The sequence below is a fragment of the Streptomyces sp. ISL-36 genome (assembly GCF_018614205.1).
Taxonomy (GTDB): Bacteria; Actinomycetota; Actinomycetes; order Streptomycetales; family Streptomycetaceae; genus Streptomyces.
Window position 1 is genome coordinate 1 of sequence record NZ_JAGGOS010000164.1, and the last position, 13,726, is coordinate 13,726.

General features: G+C 70.9%; 15 protein-coding genes and 1 pseudogene. 4 read left to right on the forward strand and 12 right to left on the reverse strand.

Features of this window, described 5'->3' with window-relative positions:
* The 7 genes and pseudogenes from J7E93_RS33070 to J7E93_RS33100 form a co-directional block, all read right to left on the reverse strand.
* Positions 1–685: pseudogene (locus tag J7E93_RS33070) on the reverse strand (5,6-dimethylbenzimidazole synthase); the annotation flags it as partial.
* Between the two features lie 306 nt (positions 686–991).
* Positions 992–2,194, reverse strand: coding sequence for a precorrin-6y C5,15-methyltransferase (decarboxylating) subunit CbiE (gene cbiE, locus J7E93_RS33075; protein ID WP_215073734.1), 1,203 nt, complete (start codon positions 2,192–2,194; stop codon positions 992–994).
* 74 nt (positions 2,195–2,268) lie between these two features.
* A complete protein-coding gene (locus J7E93_RS33080) occupies positions 2,269–2,904 on the reverse strand; it encodes a GNAT family N-acetyltransferase (RefSeq protein WP_251067441.1) in 636 nt (211 codons plus the stop codon).
* Between the two features lie 165 nt (positions 2,905–3,069).
* A complete protein-coding gene (locus J7E93_RS33085; RefSeq protein ID WP_215073736.1) occupies positions 3,070–3,933 on the reverse strand; it encodes a MetQ/NlpA family ABC transporter substrate-binding protein in 864 nt (287 codons plus the stop codon).
* 81 nt (positions 3,934–4,014) lie between these two features.
* Positions 4,015–4,683 carry a methionine ABC transporter permease gene (locus J7E93_RS33090; RefSeq protein ID WP_215073737.1) on the reverse strand — a complete coding sequence of 223 codons (669 nt, stop codon included), beginning with the start codon at positions 4,681–4,683 and terminating at the stop codon, positions 4,015–4,017.
* Positions 4,680–5,750 carry an ATP-binding cassette domain-containing protein gene (locus tag J7E93_RS33095; protein ID WP_308368862.1) on the reverse strand — a complete coding sequence of 357 codons (1,071 nt, stop codon included), beginning with the start codon at positions 5,748–5,750 and terminating at the stop codon, positions 4,680–4,682. Before J7E93_RS33095 ends, J7E93_RS33090 begins: the two co-directional genes overlap by 4 nt.
* 415 nt (positions 5,751–6,165) lie before the next feature.
* On the reverse strand, positions 6,166–6,813 hold the full coding sequence (locus tag J7E93_RS33100) for an HAD-IA family hydrolase (protein WP_215073739.1): 648 nt from the start codon (positions 6,811–6,813) through the stop codon (positions 6,166–6,168).
* A 71-nt stretch (positions 6,814–6,884) separates the two neighbouring features.
* Here J7E93_RS33100 and J7E93_RS33105 point away from each other — a divergent pair, with 71 nt between their 5' ends.
* Positions 6,885–7,247 (forward strand): hypothetical protein, encoded by a 363-nt coding sequence (locus J7E93_RS33105; protein ID WP_215073740.1) that lies wholly within the window; start codon positions 6,885–6,887, stop codon positions 7,245–7,247.
* Position 7,248: 1 nt separating this feature from the next.
* Positions 7,249–7,671 carry a hypothetical protein gene (locus tag J7E93_RS33110; protein WP_215073741.1) on the forward strand — a complete coding sequence of 141 codons (423 nt, stop codon included), beginning with the start codon at positions 7,249–7,251 and terminating at the stop codon, positions 7,669–7,671.
* Between the two features lies 1 nt (position 7,672).
* On the opposite strand, the gene J7E93_RS33115 is transcribed toward J7E93_RS33110, so the two are convergent.
* From J7E93_RS33115 to J7E93_RS33125, 3 genes are all read right to left on the reverse strand, one after another.
* The gene (locus J7E93_RS33115) at positions 7,673–8,155 is read right to left on the reverse strand and encodes a GNAT family N-acetyltransferase (protein ID WP_215073742.1); all 483 of its coding nucleotides are present in this window, start codon (positions 8,153–8,155) and stop codon (positions 7,673–7,675) included.
* 37 nt (positions 8,156–8,192) lie between these two features.
* Entirely contained in the window at positions 8,193–8,717 is a 525-nt protein-coding gene (locus J7E93_RS33120) for a sigma-70 family RNA polymerase sigma factor (RefSeq protein WP_215073743.1), read from the reverse strand.
* 96 nt (positions 8,718–8,813) lie between these two features.
* Positions 8,814–9,992: a glycerophosphodiester phosphodiesterase gene (locus J7E93_RS33125; protein ID WP_215073744.1), complete on the reverse strand. Its 1,179-nt coding sequence runs from the start codon at positions 9,990–9,992 to the stop codon at positions 8,814–8,816.
* A gap of 211 nt (positions 9,993–10,203) precedes the next feature.
* On the opposite strand from J7E93_RS33125, the gene J7E93_RS33130 reads away from it, so the two are divergent.
* Positions 10,204–10,875, forward strand: a complete 672-nt coding sequence (locus tag J7E93_RS33130; RefSeq protein ID WP_215073745.1) for a 1-acyl-sn-glycerol-3-phosphate acyltransferase — start codon at positions 10,204–10,206, stop codon at positions 10,873–10,875.
* Positions 10,876–11,021: 146 nt separating this feature from the next.
* Here J7E93_RS33130 and J7E93_RS33135 read toward each other — a convergent pair whose 3' ends face one another.
* The gene (locus J7E93_RS33135; protein WP_215073746.1) at positions 11,022–12,566 is read right to left on the reverse strand and encodes an MFS transporter; all 1,545 of its coding nucleotides are present in this window, start codon (positions 12,564–12,566) and stop codon (positions 11,022–11,024) included.
* Complete coding sequence (locus J7E93_RS33140) at positions 12,563–13,114, reverse strand: TetR/AcrR family transcriptional regulator (RefSeq protein WP_215073747.1); 552 nt, start codon at positions 13,112–13,114, stop codon at positions 12,563–12,565. The genes J7E93_RS33135 and J7E93_RS33140 overlap by 4 nt, the downstream gene beginning before the upstream one ends.
* Positions 13,115–13,199: 85 nt before the next feature.
* On the opposite strand from J7E93_RS33140, the gene J7E93_RS33145 reads away from it, so the two are divergent.
* The gene (locus J7E93_RS33145; protein WP_215073748.1) at positions 13,200–13,709 is read left to right on the forward strand and encodes an HAD domain-containing protein; all 510 of its coding nucleotides are present in this window, start codon (positions 13,200–13,202) and stop codon (positions 13,707–13,709) included.
* Positions 13,710–13,726 lie beyond the last annotated feature (17 nt).

A 13,726-nucleotide genomic window follows, 5' to 3' on the forward strand; every position in this document is an offset into this window, starting at 1 on the left:
GGGCAGGGGCGGGTACGGCGGCCGGGGCGCCGGCGGGGCCGCGGTCGGCGAGCGACCGTACGACACCCGCGTTGTTCTCCGGTACGGGCGGCCCCATGTGCAAGGGGCGGCGCGCGGGCGGCGGGGTCGGGGCGGAGGCCGGCGGGGGCACGCGGACACCGCTCAGGTCGACGGAGCCCGAGTCGCGGCCCGCGGCCTCATGGGCCCCGGTGTCCAGGATGCCGGGCTCGTATCCGTGGTCGGTGACGACCTGCTCCTGCGGCGCCGCGGGGACACCGTGAGCCGGGGTCGAAAGGCCCTGGCCGGAAACCGTGGGCACACCGTGCGCGGGGGTCGAAACGGGCTCGTGAGCGACGGGCTGGACCTGCGCGGCGGGCGCCTGTGCGGCGAGCGCGTCGGCGAGCGGTCCCGCCAGCGGGTCGGTCAGCGGATCGGCCACGGGCGGCAGCTGCCCCGGCATCATGCCCGGCGGCGGCACGGCGACCGGTGGGGCCGGCACGGCGCCCGGCTGGTGCTCGCTCCACGCGCCCTGCGCGCCCGGCATGAGAAGCAGGTCGTCGTCCTCGGCTGCGCTCTCGGAGGGGTCCAGGAAGGTGTACGCGCCCGGAGCGGGGATGCCCGGCTGCTCGACCATGCCTGCGTTCTCCGGCAGCCCCTCGCCCGGGACCTGGCCGGTGTCCGTCATGCGTACCCCTCGCCCATCGGTAGTGCTCCTTCAGACCTTCGCCCGTCAACAAGAACGAGCGTGCGCGCCGTGCGGCACGAATGACGCGCGGACACCCCAGCATTGTCGCGGCCTTCGGCCATCGTGGCAGGGAGATCCGCCACCGGGCGCTGTGGACTGCGCCACGTCGCGCGTCCCCCCGATTGCTCCGTACCACATCAGCGGCCCAAAAGAGCCCCCACTTCCGGACATTGGCGAACGAATTGCCGAAGGTCCGGGTGCGGTACAACAATCGGCCAGCCTACCTGGCCCTCTGGGGCGGCATGGTCACGGGGCGCGGTCGATCCGGTGGCCGGCCAGCAGGAAGACCACCGAGCGCTCGCGTTCCGTCCAGTCGTCGGGGTCGAGTCCGACGGTCTGCAGCAGAGCGCATTCGACGGTGTAGCCGCCGTCGGTGAGGGCAGCGCCGAGGGCCTCGGCCTCGTCACGGGTGGAGGCGTGGGTGACGATCCGTTCGGGCCTGCGGTCGGTGCAGGCGGTGACGACGGGGACTCCGCCGCCACCGATGCGTACGACGTCGGGCTCGGGGAGGCGTTCCAGTACGTGTGGGGCGCGGCCGGGCACGGCCTGGATCTGGACGCCGTGGCGGCGGGCGGCGGCCTCCGTGCGGGCGCAGGCGTCCGGGTCGGCGTCCACGGCGATCACGGCGGCGCCGAAGCGGGCGGCCTCGACGGAGAACGGGCCGCCGCCGCAGCCGATGTCCCAGACGAGGTCTCCGACGCGGGGGCCGAGCCGGGCGAGCTGGGCGGCGCGCAGCGGGGGCGCCTCGCCGCTCGTGGAGCCGGGGTACTCGGTGGGCAGGGCCCAGCCCCGTACCTTCGGTGTCTCGTGTCCCATCAGCCACCCTCCGCCGGTCTGACCTCCGGAGGATCCGCCGATGACGATGACGACGTTGGGATCGCGCCAGTCGTGGTCGGCGGCCTTGTCCGAGGTGAGGACGGTGACCTGTTCGCGGTCGGTGCCGAGTGCCTCGCAGATGACGAAGGTGCGGTGGACGCCGTCGAGGAGGAGGGCGAGTTCCGCGGGGCCCGCGCCGGGGGAGGTGAGGACGGCGACCTTGGGGTGGGCGCGGCAGACGTTGACGGCGCGGCGCAGCGTGCGCTGGTGGGCGACGACGATCCGGGCGTCGTCCCAGGGCATCCCGGCCCGTGCGAAGGCGGCGGCGACGGAGGAGACCGCGGGGACGACCTCGACCTCGAGGCCGTGCTCGGGGGCGCGCAGGGTGCGGACGACGCCGAAGAAGCCGGGGTCGCCGTCGGCGAGGACGACGGCGGTGCCGCGGTGGCCCGCGATCCGGCGGGCGGCGAGGTCGACGCTGCCGAGGCGGATGCGCTCGGCACGCGGGGGGACCTCCGGCAGGGCGAGGTGGTGCGCCGCGCCGGCCACAAGGGTGGCGGCGGAGAGCGCGGACCGGGCCGCCGCGGTGAGGGGTGAGCCGTCCCAGCCGATCACCGTGACCCGGTCGGCCATCGTCGTCTGTCTCCCTCAGGTGGTCTTGTTGCAGGTCGCGGGGGTGTCGAGCGTACCTGGAACCGGCCGGCGGCTCAGCTCCAGTCGGTGAACGAGGAGTATCCGGCCTCGGCCATGCGGTCGGCGTCGCCGTCGAGGTCCTCGGGCAGCAGGCTCCAGACGATGAGGTCGGTCCTCATGTCGGTCCAGTCGCCGGACTCGGTCTGGTGACGCGCTATCCAGGCGTTGCGCAGGACGCCCTCGCTGATGCAGCCGATCTTCTGGGCGACCTGCTGGGAGGCGGTGTTGTCGGCGGCGGTGCGCAGTTCCATCCGCTCGAACTTCCGGTCGCGGAACAGCCACTGGGCGACGGCGAGGACGGATTCGGTGGCGTAGCCCTCGCCGCGTGCCCAGGGGGCGGTCACATAGGCGACCTCGGTGGCCAGGGTGCGCCAGTTGGTGTTCTGGAGGTGGACGGTGCCGACGAGGCGCTGGGTGAGGAATTCGGTGACGGCCAGGACGATGCCGCGGCCCTCGGTGCGTTCAGCAGGAGCGATCCTGCGCACCCAGGCCTCGGCGTCGGAGCGGGTGTACGGGTGGGGAACCGAGGTCCATGCCGTGACGAGTTCGTCGTTCATCATCTCCACGAACGCGGGGATGTCGGCCTCTTCGTACGGGCGCAGCACCAACCGGTCCGTGTTGATGGAGATGTCCGGAAAGGTGGTAGTCATGCGCAGCTCCATGCCGAGGACCGTCCGAATCGACCGTGAACGCACAGCATGCAGCATGCAGCCGCCGGTGCGCATGGCCGGGTGGGGTGTGCGAAGAGTGCGACGAAGGCCCCGCGCACCGGGCGGGGTGCGGGGGCCTTCGTCACAAGGACCGTGCGTCGAGCCTTACTTGGCGACGGCGCCGAAGGCCGGGGTGACCGAGCCCTTGTAGGTGTCCTCGATGTACTTCTTCACCTCGGGCGAGTTGAGGAGCTTGGCGAGCTTCTGCACGCGGGCGTCCTTCTCGTTGCCCTCCTTGACGGCGAGGAAGTTGGCGTACGGGTTGTTCTCGGCCTTCTCCAGGGCGATGGCGTCCTTGGCGGGCTCGAGCTTGGCCTCGATGGCGTAGTTGCCGTTGATGACGGCGGCGTCCACGTCGTTCAGGGCGCGGGGCACGGTGGCGGCCTCCAGCTCCTTGAACTCCAGGCCCTTCTTGTCGGTGATGTCGGAGAGCTTGGCGTTGGTGCCGACGCCGGCCTTGAGCGTGATCAGGCCGTTCTCGGCGAGCAGCTGGAGCGCGCGGCCGCCGTTGGTGGTGTCGTTGGGAACGGCGATGGTCTGGCCGGCCTTGATGTCCTTGAGGCTCTTGACCTTCTTGGAGTAGAGGCCGAGGGGCTCGAGGTGGACGTTGACCACCGGGACGATGGTGGTCTTGTTCTTCAGGTTGAAGTCGTCGAGGTACGGCTTGTGCTGGAAGAAGTTGGCGTCGACCTGGCCGGACTGGGTGGCGGTGTTCGGCAGGACGTAGTCCGTGAACTCCTTCACCTCCAGCTTCAGGCCTTCCTTCGCGGCGAGCTTGTCCTTGACGAAGTTGAGGATGTCGGCGTGCGGCGTCGGGGACGCGGCGACGACGAGCGCCTTCGAGGTGTCGCCGGAGCCGGCCGCGTCCTTGGTGGAGGACGGGTCGGAGGAGGTGCCGCAGGCGGTGAGGCCCAGGGCGAGCGCGGTGGTGGCGGCGAAACCGGCGATGAGCTTGATGTTGTTACGCACGAAAAGTGCCTCTTTCAGGTGGTGCGGTGGACGCCTGGACAACGAGTCCGGGCTCTTCTTCGAGAACGAAGTCTGTGGGGGTTACGCGGTCCGTCCGCGGCGGGCGAGGAGGCGGACGGCGAGGTCGCCGATGAGCTGGACGACGGTGACGATCGCGATCAGGACGACGACGGTGACCAGCATGAACTGGGTGTCGAAGCGCTGGTATCCGTAGGTGATGGCCTTGGAGCCGAGGCCTTCGCCGCCCACCGCGCCGGCCATCGCCGAGTAGCCGACGAGCACGATCACGGTGGTGGTGACGCCGGAGACCAGGGAGGGCAGCGCCTGGGGCAGCAGCACCTTGCGGATGATCGTGGGGACGGAGCCGCCCATGGACTGGACGGCTTCGATCAGTCCGTGGTCGACCTCGCGGACCGCCGTCTCGACGAGGCGCGCGAAGAAGGGGATGGCGCCGATGGCGAGCGGCACGATCATGGCGGTGGGGCCGATGAAGGTGCCGACGACGAAGGTCGTGAAGGGGATCAGGGCGATCAGCAGGATGATGAACGGCAGCGAGCGGCCGATGTTCACGATCACGCCGACGACCTTGTTGACCACGGTGTTCTGCAGCAGTCCGCCCTTGTCCGTGAGGACGAGGAGGATGCCGAGGGGCAGTCCGCCGAGGATGGTGACGACCGTGGCCCACAGGACCATGTAGAGCGTGTCGATGGTGCCCTGCTCCAGCAGGGGCTGCATCTCCGACCAGGTCACTTGGCACCTTCCTTGACCAGCGTGGCGGCGGCCTGCGCCGGTACGGAGCCGGCGGCCGGGGCGTCCTCGTCGACGACGTCGACCTGGAGGCCCTGCTCGCGCAGGAAGCCGACCGGGACGACGTTCTCCTCGTACCGTCCGGGCAGTTCGATCCGCATCCGGCCGATCTGCCTGCCGCCGACGGTGTCCATCGCCGCGCCGAGGATCGAGATGTCGATGTTGTACGTACGGGAGAGCTGCGAGATGACCGGCTGGGTGGCGGCCTCGCCGTGGAAGGTGACGTCGACGACCGTGCGGTCGGGGCCGGTGGGGGCGCCACTGACCGGGAAGAGCTCGGCCGCCAGCTGGGAGCCGGGGGTGGCGAGCAGTTCGCTCACGGTGCCGGACTCGACGATCCGGCCCTTCTGCATCAGTGCGGCCGAGTCGCAGATCGTCTTGACGACGTCCATCTCGTGCGTGATGAGGAGGACGGTGAGGCCGAGCTGCCGGTTGAGGTCGCGCAGCAGCTGGAGGATGGAGCGGGTGGTCTCCGGGTCGAGGGCGCTGGTGGCCTCGTCGGAGAGCAGGACCTTGGGTTCGCCGGCGAGGGCGCGGGCGATGCCGACGCGCTGCTTCTGGCCGCCGGAGAGCTGGCCGGGGTACGCCTTGGCCTTGTCGGCGAGGCCGACGAGGTCGAGGAGTTCGAGGGCGCGGCGCGAGCGCTCGGCGCCGGAGACGCCGAGGATTTCGAGCGGGAGCTCGATGTTGTCCTTGACCGTGCGGGAGGACAGCAGGTTGAAGTGCTGGAAGACCATGCCGATGGCGCTGCGGGCCCGACGCAGGTCCTTGCCGGCGCGGCGGCCGTTGCCGGCCAGCGCGGTGAGGTCGACGCCGTCGACGGTCACGGTGCCGGAGGTGGGGCGCTCCAGGAGGTTGACGCAGCGGATGAGCGAGGACTTGCCGGCGCCGCTCTGGCCGATGACGCCGTACACCTCGCCCTCGCGGACGTGGAGGTCGACGCCGTCCAGAGCGGTGACCTGGCGGCCTCGCGACTCGTAGACCTTGGTCAGGCCCGAAGTGGTGATCACAGGGGTTTCCGTCACTGTCGAGTGCGCGGCGCGGGGTCCGCCGGGCACGGGGCATTCGTCGTTCGGACAGTCAGGCGCGGATCAGCCGGCTCGGAGGGGTGTCCGGAGGCGGCGTGTGCGCGGGGCAGCACGGATCCGGCGCCGGTCGGCGGGCGGATCGGCTCGGCCGTCGGGGTCTCGCTTCGGGGCGCGAGACTCGGGCCGCGGGGCTCAGGCGGGGGCCCTCAGAAGGCGCACATTCGACACATACAACGAGCACCGGGCGTCGTGATCGCCTCGGTCGCAAGGGTGCGGCTGCTCGTCGTGGTCATGTCTGCAAGTAAAGCATGGGGGTGTTCGGCCGCCGCGGGCGTGTCCGAATAGCGGACAGGGTTGAGACATCATGCGGACAGGTCTGCCGGGTTCCGCGCGGGCGTCAGAGGCCGCAGGTGATCTCCACTCCCCCGTCGATGACCTGCGCGGACACCTCCGACAGGTCGGTCACGACCACGTCGGCGAGGAGTTCGGAGCGCGCGTGGGTTGTGGCCAAGGCCACGGTGCGCATACCGGCCGCGCGGCCGGCCGCCAGACCGGCGGGGGCGTCCTCGAAGACCACGCAGGCGGCCGGGTCGACGCCCAGCCTCGCCGCGGCGAGGAGGAAGGGTTCCGGGTCGGGCTTGCCGCGCGTGATGTCGTCGGCGGCCACCATCACGGGGAAGTCGATGCCCGCCTCGCGCAGCCTCGCCTCGCCCAGCGGCCGGGTGGCGGAGGTGACGACGGCCCAGCGGCCGGCCGGGAGGGAGGAGAGCAGCTCCTTGGTGCCGGGCAGCAGCTCGACGCCGCCGGGAACGTCCTCGACCTCCAGCTCCTCGATACGGGCCAGGGCTTCCAGGACCCGGGCGGCCGGGAGCAGGTCGGCGATGATCTCGGCGGCGGGGCGGCCGTGCAGCTCGACGCGGGCGAACTCCTCGGCCGTGATCCCGTACTCCACCGCCCACCGGGTCCAGCAGCGGTAGACCGAGGCCATGGAGGAGACGAGGGTTCCGTCGTTGTCGAACAGGAGGGCTTCGGCGCGCATCTTCATGTTCGTCGAGCCTACGTGGGGGGTGGGGGGTGAGCGCATCGGGCCTTTCGGCCCGTAATACCCTCGGGCGCATGCTTGACGCCCTGACGGTCGCGGTTTCGGTGGCCGCGCTCGCCCTCGCCGCCTGGTGCGGCTTCGCCTTCTCACGCGACCAGCCGACCAAGGACTGGCACTTCATCGGCATGGCCGTGGTGACGGTCCTGGCCCTGGTCCAGCTCGTCGTCGCCGTCGTACAGCTGTCGCGCGGCGAGAAGGCCGAGGAGGGCACGGGGATCTTCGTCGCCTATCTGCTGGGCGCCATGTGCGCCGTGCCGGCGGCCGGCTTCATGTCGCTGGCGGAACGGAGCCGTTGGGGATCGGCGACGGTGGCGGCGGGCGCGGTCGTGCTCGCGGTGCTCCAGGTGCGTCTCCACGACATCTGGACGGTGGGCTGAGATGACCGCGACCGAGGGCACGACACGACTGGTCAAGGGGCCCGGCATGCTCCTCGTCTGGCTGTACGGAGTGATGTCGGTGGGCGCGGTCTCGCGCTCGATCTATCAGATCGCCACCGAGTTCGACCGGGCACCGCTGGCGTACACGCTGTCGGCGGTGGCGGCCGTGGTGTACGCGTTCATCACGTACACGCTGGTCAGGGGCGGGGAGACGGCCCGCAGGGCGGCGCTTGTGTGCTGCGCCGCCGAGCTGGTGGGCGTACTGACCGTGGGGACCTGGACGCTGGCCGACCCCTCCGCCTTCCCCGACGCCACGGTCTGGTCGGACTACGGCTACGGCTACATCTTCATCCCGGTCCTGCTGCCGGTGACCGGGATCTGGTGGCTGCGCCGCTCGCGCGCGGACGCGGTGGCGGCCGGCTGATTCAGGCCGCCTTCTCCAGGGTCACGAGCGTGAGCCGCGGCCCGATCTCGTGCGTGGCGACCGGTGCGTACCCCTTGCTGCGGTAGAGCCGCAGATTGCCGTCGCTGCGGTGGCCGGTGAAGAGCTGGAAGCGCTTGGCGGCGGGGGCCGGGTCGGCGGCGAAGTGCTTCTCGATGGCGTCGAGCAGGCGGCCGCCGAGTCCGTGGCGCCGCATGCGCGGGTGGACGATCAGCTTGGCGATGTGCACGGTGCCGGCCTCGTCGGCCCGGCCGCGTACGGAGGCGACGATCTCGTCGCCGAGGCGCGCCACGAGCGCGTGCCCCTCGGCCAGTTCGGCGCGAAGCTCGTCCAGGGACTGGGTGAGGGGCTCGATGGACCAGTCTCCGTAGAGCTCGGCCTCGCTCTGGTAACAGAGGTACTGCAGCTTGAGTATGTGCTCCGCGTCCTGCGCGTCAGCCGCTGAGATGGTCACGCTCATGCCCATGTGCGCATGCCTCCCGCTCACCTGGTCCACCGGTCGTCTACCGCACCCTTCCCCTCGGGCCGGGAGCGGGAACCTCTGCAGCCAGCATTCTGCGCAGGCATCCCAGGCAACGGGAACGCATCGGTCCCAGACTGCCCTGTGAGATACCCAACTCCCCTGCGATTTCCCGGTAGGTGGGGTCGGCCGGGTCGAGCATCGCGGTGAGCAGGCGGGGGCAGTGGCCGGGGGTGCGGCCCACGGCGGCGCGCAGGACGCTGCGGCGTTCGGCCATGAGCGCGGAGCGCTCGGGGGAGGTGTGCGGTTCGGCCGCCTCCTCGCCACCGTAGGGGCGCTCGCGCAGTGCGGTGCGGCGGGCGCGCCGGGCCTCGCCCCGGACGGCCCTGCGCAGCCAGTCGGCGGGGCGTTCGGGTGCGTCGTCCTCATGGATCCGTTCCAGGAGCTTGAGCCAGACGGCCTGTTCCAGGTCGTCCGGCTCGACTCCGGCGGCGGCGGCCTCGGCCTGCGATTCGGCGGCCAGGAGGGGGGCGAGGGCGCTGAGGAGCTGGGGGTTCTGTGGGGTCATGACCGGCACGACGGGTGTCGGCCGTGGCCGGTTGCCGGGTGACGCCCAAACCACTCGCGCGGGTGCCGTCGCCGTGGCCCCGCGCCGGCCCTCGGCTCAGTTCTTCCCGAAGTCCGCCGCCGCCAGCAGGGCGGTGTCCGGGTTGTCGGAGAAGATGCCGTCGATACCGGTCGCCAGGTACATCTTCAGCGCGCCGAAGGCGTCCCCGTACGCCGCCGGGTCGGTGCCGCGACGGAAGTCGGCGGGCAGGAAGGTGTTCTCGTTGCGGTGGGTGTACGGGTGGAGGATCAGGCCCTCCGCGTGAGCGTCGCGTACGAGGGTGGTCGGCGTGCCGAGCTTGCCGGTGGCGTCCTTGGGGATGACCAGGTCCAGGGTGGGGCCGATGCCCTGCGCGTACGAGGCGATCCAGCGCAGTCCCCGCGGTGTGATCAGGTCCGCGACCGTGCGCGGGTCGCCGGCCTCGACGAAGTCCCAGGGGCGGGTGCTCGCACCCGAGAGGAGGACCACGCCGGGGGAGTCGACGAGTGCCGCCAGCCGCTGGATGCTGCTCGGCTCGAACGACTGGAGGAAGACGGCGGAGTCGGCGCGGTGACGGCCGTACCGGCGCAGCAGCTTGGCGAGGGGCTCCTCCACTCCGAGGCCCAGGGAGCGGAAGTAGGTGGGGTGCTTGGTCTCGACGTGCAGCCAGACCACGCGGCCCCGTCGGCGGCCCTCCCGCTCGGCCCAGCGCAGCACTTCTTCGAAGGTGGGTATCTGCCAGCGGCCGTCGTAGAGGGTGTTCTCCTGCCGGGTACCGGGGATGCGCTCCTTGGTGCGCAGGGTCTTCAGCTCGGCGAGCGTGAAGTCCTCGGTGAACCAGCCGGTGAGGGAGACGCCGTCCACGGACTTCGTCGTCCTGCGCGAGGTGAACTCGGGGCGGTCGGCGACGTCGGTCGTGCCGGTGATGTCGTTCTCGTGACGGCATACGAGATGACCGTCCTTGGTGGGGACCAGGTCCTGCTCGATCACGTGCGCGCCCAGGTCGAGGGCGAGCTGGTAGGAGCCGAGGGTGTGCTCGGGGCGGTAGCCGCTGGCGCCGCGGTGGGCGATGACGGTGGGGACCGGCAGGGAGCGGAAACCGTGATCCCTGCCCTGTGCCGGGGCCGGGGCCCCGGCCTGGGTCTCGTCGGCGTGCGCGGTGCCCGTGGGCAGGACCGTGGAGGCGCCCAGTACGGCCGCTCCCGCCGCTCCGAGAACCGTCCGCCGTGCCGGGGTCCGGTGTGCTCCCTGTGTCATGAAGGCTCCTTCTGTGTGATGTCCCGCACCTGTCAACCGTTGGCCCGACCGTAGGCAGTCACCCCGTACCCGCGGCAGATCCTGGCCGAACATGGCGGAAACACACGTCAACACTGTGTATCCAGTCGGTGAACCCGATGTGCGCACCGTGGTGACTCGCGAGTATCGTCGCCAGCTGCACAGACCACCCGCCCCGACACCGGAGGAACCGTTGTCCCGTCTCGCCCTCATCAAGGCAGTGCTCGGACCGATCCTGCGCCTGATGTTCCGCCCCCGCGTGGAGGGCGCCGAGAACATCCCGGGGACGGGTCCGGTGATTCTGGCGGGCAACCACCTCACCTTCATCGACTCGATGATCATGCCGATCTGCACGGACCGCCCGGTCTTCTTCATCGGCAAGGACGAGTACGTGACGGGCAAGGGCGTCAAGGGACGGCTGATGGCGTGGTTCTTCACCAGCGTCGGCATGATCCCGGTGGACCGCGACGGCGGCCGTGGCGGGGTCGCGGCGCTGATGACCGGCCGCCGCATCCTGGAGGAGGGGAAGATCTTCTCCATCTACCCGGAGGGCACCCGCTCCCCCGACGGCCGGCTGTACCGGGGCCGTACGGGCATCGCGCGGCTGACGCTGATGACCGGCGCACCGGTGGTGCCGTTCGCGATGATCGGCACCGACAAGATCCAGCCGGGCGGTGCGGGGCTGCCCCGGCCGGGCCGGGTCACGGTGCGTTTCGGCGAGCCGATGGAGTTCTCGCGGTACGAGGGGATGGACCGGGACCGCTATGTGCTGCGGGCCGTGACGGACTCGGTCATGGCCGAGGTGATGCGACTCTCCGGACAGGAGTACGTCGACATGTACGCGACCAAGGCGAAGGCGGCGTGACGCCGCGTCAGGCGTGACACGCACGGCGCCCCCGTACAGCGAAGGCTGTGCGGGGGCGCCGCCGCTTTGCGGGCCGGGGTTCCGGTCCTGCGGTCCGGGGCGCGGGTTTCCGGGGCGCGGGGTCCGGGGCAGGCGGTCCGGGGCGGTCAGTGCTCGATGCCGTCCTGCAGCTTCTGGCCCTTCAACAGGAACCAGGCCGCGACCGCCGTCGCGAGGAGGACCGCCGCTCCCACGCCCGCCGCGATCCGCAGGCCGTCGACGAAGGCTTCCTGGGCGGCGGAGACCAGGGCGGTCGCCGTGTCCGGGGCCAGGCCGGCGGAGGCCTCGACGGCGCCGCCGAGCGACTCGTGGGCGGAGGCGGCCGTGCCCGAGGGGACGCCGGCCGGGGTCGCGAAGCCCTGGTAGACGCCGGTCACGATCGAGCCGAGCAGGGCGATGCCGAGCGCCGCGCCCAGTTCGTACGCCGTCTCGGAGACCGCGGAGGCCGAACCGGCCTGCTCCTTGGGGACGCTGGAGAGGATCACGTCGGCGGTGACGGTGAAGGAGAAGCCGGCGCCGAGACCGAGGACCAGCAGGGCTGCGCCGAGCAGCGGGTAGCCGGTCTCCTTGTCGACCAGGGTGATGACGGCGAGCGCGAGGCCGATGGCGGCGAGGCCGCCGGCCACGATGCCCCGGACCGAGTACCGCCGGGCGTACCGGCCCGCGATCAGACCGGTGACCACGGCGCCGACGGCGGCGGGCAGTTCGGCCAGGCCCGCCTCCAGCGGCTCACGCCCCTGCACGAGTTGCAGGAACTGGGAGAGGAAGAAGACCAGTCCGGACAGGCCGAAGACGGTGAGCAGATCGGCGAGGACCGCGCCGGAGAAGCCCCGGTGCTGGAAGAGCCGCATGTCGAGCAGGGGCGCGGTCAGCACGTGCTGGCGCCGGACGAAGGCGTACAGGGTGACGACTCCGACGACGGCCGATGCGCCGACCTCCCACGTCGGGCCGTGCGAGGCGACTTCCTTGATCGCGTAGACGACACCGATGACGCCGACGAGGGAGAGGCCGACACTGATGAGGTCCCAGGGGCCGGTGACGGGGTTCTTGGACTCGGGCAGCAGCTTGATGCCGACGAGGACCAGGACCGCCATCACGGGCAGGTTGATGAGGAAGACCGAGCCCCAGTAGAAGTGCTGGAGCAGGGCTCCACCGATGACCGGGCCGATGGCCGCGCCGGCCGAGGCGGTGGCGCCCCAGATGCCGATGGCGAGGCTGCGCTCCTTGGGGTCGTGGAAGATGTTCCGGATGAGCGCCAGGGTCGACGGCATCAGGGTCGCACCGGCCACGCCGAGGAGCGCACGGGCGACGATCATCATCTCGGGGCTGGTGGCGTAGGCGTTGAGGACGGAGACGGCGCCGAAGGCGGTCGCACCGGCCAGGAGCAGCTTCTTGCGGCCGATCCGGTCACCGAGCGAGCCCATGGAGACGAGCAGACCGGCGATGACGAAGGAGTAGATGTCGCCGATCCACAGCAGCTGCGTGCCGGACGGCTTGAGGTCCTCGCTGAGTGAGGGGGTCGCGAGACCGAGTACGGTGGCGTCCACCGCGACCAGCAGAACGGCGAGGACCAGGACCGAGAGCGCGAGCCAGCGACCGGGGCTCTTCGTCTCCGTCCCGATCGTCGGGTTCAGCTGCTGGGTGCTGCTCATCTCTCCACGCTCCGTCGTGCGCCACCGAGCAGCAGCTCGGTGATCATGTGCTGAAAGTCCTTGGCGGCGACCCGCCCGTCCATGACGGACCAGGCGCAGGTGCCGATGAGGCCGTAGAGGGCCTCGGTGAGCCAGGCCGGGCTCAGGTCGATCCGGAACGTGCCTTCCTCCTGGCCGCGTCGGAACAGGGCGCTGACCCTGGCGTCGAGCCGGGCCCAGCCCTCGTTGACCTGGTCGCCCTCGAAGAGCTGGTTCTCGCCGACGAGGAAGGCCAGCAGCTGGGCGTTGGGCTCGGCCTCGGCGACGAGCCGTCGCAGGGCGTCGTCGGCCGGTCCCGCGTCGAGGCCGGCGGCGTCGAGGGCGGCCTCGAACTCCTGGATGCCCATCTCCTCCAGCGCCCTGACCAGCGCGTCCCGTCCGGCGAAGTGCCGGTGGAGGGTTGCGCGGCCGATGCCGGCGGCCCGGGCGACCTCGTCCATGGTGGCGGTCGATTTCCGGGAGAGCAGGGCGGCGGCGGTGCGGAGCACCTGGGTGCGGTCGAGCGACATGAGACAACCATACACCGATTGAGACGCCAACGTCTCATTCGATATTTCGACGCCTCGCGGGGCGCGGAAGGGAAATGCTGTGAACATGACGAAGCCGCTGCTGCTGATCGATGTGGACGGACCGCTGAATCCCTATGCGGCGCGGCCCGAGCGCCGCCCGGAGGGGTACACGACGCATCGGATGCGACCGGCGGGCTGGTGCGAGACGAAGCCGCTTCGGGTGTGGCTCAACCCCGCCCACGGGGAGGAACTGCTCGCCCTCGCCGAGTGGTACGAGCTGGTCTGGGCGACGACCTGGGAGGGCGAGGCGAACGCCTGGATCGGACCGCACCTGGGGATACCGGAGCTGCCGTTCGTCGACTGGCCCCAGATGCACGGAAAGGCCCCTCGCGGGACCTTCTGGAAGACGCAGTACATCCTGGAGTACGCGGCCGGGCGGCCGTTCGCCTGGGTGGACGACGACATCACGTCGTACGACCACGAGTATGTGGACCAACGCCACCTGGCCGCCGCCCTCTTGTTGCACGTCGATCCCCGGATCGGGCTGATCCGGCCGGACTTCGACGCGCTCGCGGAGTGGGCGGCGGCGCTCTAGGTGTATTGCCCTGTGAG